Origin of the sequence: Henriciella sp., from assembly GCF_049649345.1 — a bacterium.
In the GTDB taxonomy this organism is placed as follows: domain Bacteria; phylum Pseudomonadota; class Alphaproteobacteria; order Caulobacterales; family Hyphomonadaceae; genus Henriciella.
Genome location: NZ_JBARZC010000481.1, coordinates 1 through 1,642, shown reverse-complemented (window position 1 = coordinate 1,642; position 1,642 = coordinate 1). Strand labels below are relative to the sequence as shown.

At 62.1% G+C, this 1,642-nt stretch carries 4 protein-coding genes; 3 read left to right on the top strand and 1 reads right to left on the bottom strand.

Features of this window, described 5'->3' with window-relative positions:
• From WA989_RS13320 to WA989_RS13310, 3 genes are all read left to right on the top strand, one after another.
• A partial coding sequence (locus WA989_RS13320; protein ID WP_424340976.1) for a CCA tRNA nucleotidyltransferase occupies window positions 1-814 on the top strand: 814 nt, incomplete at its 5' end.
• A 54-nt stretch (window positions 815-868) separates the two neighbouring features.
• A complete protein-coding gene (locus WA989_RS13315) occupies window positions 869-1,162 on the top strand; it encodes an AbrB/MazE/SpoVT family DNA-binding domain-containing protein (protein WP_424340975.1) in 294 nt (97 codons plus the stop codon).
• Complete coding sequence (locus WA989_RS13310) at window positions 1,159-1,545, top strand: type II toxin-antitoxin system death-on-curing family toxin (RefSeq protein ID WP_424340974.1); 387 nt, start codon at window positions 1,159-1,161, stop codon at window positions 1,543-1,545. The genes WA989_RS13315 and WA989_RS13310 overlap by 4 nt, the downstream gene beginning before the upstream one ends.
• 4 nt (window positions 1,546-1,549) lie before the next feature.
• Here WA989_RS13310 and WA989_RS13305 read toward each other — a convergent pair.
• The coding region (locus WA989_RS13305; protein WP_424340977.1) for a coproporphyrinogen III oxidase at window positions 1,550-1,642 on the bottom strand (93 nt) is incomplete at its 5' end.

Below are 1,642 nucleotides of genomic sequence, written 5' to 3'. Positions count from 1 at the left end.
GCTTTATGCTGAAGCCGACGGCACGCTGCACGATCCGACCGGCAGGGGACTGGAAGATGCGAAGTCAGGCCGCGTGATCTTCATCGGCGATGCCGACACGCGGTTGCGCGAAGACTATCTGCGGATCCTCCGCTTCTTCCGGTTCAATGCCTGGTATGGCGCCGGGATCGATGAAGACGGTCTGGCCGCGTGCGAGCGCCAGAAAGACGGGCTGAAACAGATCGCGGCTGAACGCATCTGGAAGGAGCTCTTCAAGCTGCTCGCCGCGCCGGAGCCGGCCGAATCGGTCGAGGCCATGCAGGCAAGCGGTGTGCTGGCCGTGCTCCTGCCCGAGGCTGAAACCGTAGACGGCCTGCATGATCTGCGCGTGTCCGAAACGCTCTGCCGGGTGAGACCCGACCCGATGCTGCGCCTGATGGCGCTTGTGCCGCGAGGGGCCAATGCGGTTGTCGCGGTCTCGAAGCGTCTGCGGATGTCAAATGCCGAGACGGAGCGGATCAGCCGCTGGGCCGCGGACAATCTACCCGATCCGAACGGATTTAACGGCCGCGAGTTGCGCAAGGCGCTCTATTGGCATGGCCCCCAGGCTGTGGTCGATCGGGCAATGCTCTCAGGGCAGGATGTCCGCGATATCGTGTATGCGACGCTGGCCTGGCGGCGGCCGGAGTTTCCGGTCGGCGGCGATGATGCGCTGGCCATCGGGCTGGAAGGCCCGGCCATCGGACAGGCGCTTCGCTCACTCGAAGAGTGGTGGATCGATCAGGACTTCCAGCCGGATCGGGATGAGTTGCTGAAGCGGTTGAAAACGGAGTGATTGCGCGGCACAGGCGAGCATGTTATAACTGGCGTTCTAACACTGGAGCTCGCCATGACCGACAGCAAGAGAGACAAGGGTATGAAGGAAGCGGGCGCCGCGCCGCTGACCCCGCCAATGTCTGCCAGCATGAAAATTCGAAAGATCGGCAATTCGCTCGGGGTGATCTTGCCGAAGGATGTGCTCGCCTCTCTGCGTGTAGAAGAGGGCGATACGGTCGAGGTAGTCCAGACTTCGGACGGCCGAATCGAACTTGCGGTTGTTGACCGTGAGGCAGATGACCTGATGGCGCTTGCCGAAGACATCATGGCTGAAAACCGAGCCGTGCTTCGAGCGCTCGCCAAATGAGTGAGCCGAGATGGCTCGATAAATCCTTCATCCTGAAAGTCCATGACCGCCAGCTGGAGCTGCATGGCGGCGCGTCAGGCCTGCGGGATGAAGGATTACTCGACAGCGCGCTTGCCCGGGCGCTGAATGCTTTCGGCTATGGCGAAAGTGACCTTTGCATGCTCGGCGCGCTTTACGGGGCGGGCATCATCCAGAACCATCCCTTTGTGGATGGGAACAAGCGGACCGGCTATGTCGCCTGTCTCACATTCCTGCGCGCGAATGGTCTCAAACTGACAGCGCCCATGGCGGACCGGTTGGCCTGGACGCTGATGCTGGCGGCGAGCGAGATCGGGCCGGAGGCTTATGCCGACTGGCTGAGGGAGACTACCGAACCGGTCTGACGTCTTACGGCCATTTCACCACGGGTGGCATGGACGACAGGATCGAGTTCACATTCCCGCCGGTCTTCAGGCCGAAAGTCGTGCCGCGGTCGTAGAG

Excerpts from the sequence above, each read along its gene's own strand:
- WA989_RS13315 (WP_424340975.1), top strand. The coding sequence starts at position 869 with ATGACCGACAGCAAGAGAGACAAGGGTATGAAGGAAGCGGGCGCCGCG.
- WA989_RS13310 (WP_424340974.1), top strand. The coding sequence starts at position 1,159 with ATGAGTGAGCCGAGATGGCTCGATAAATCCTTCATCCTGAAAGTCCAT.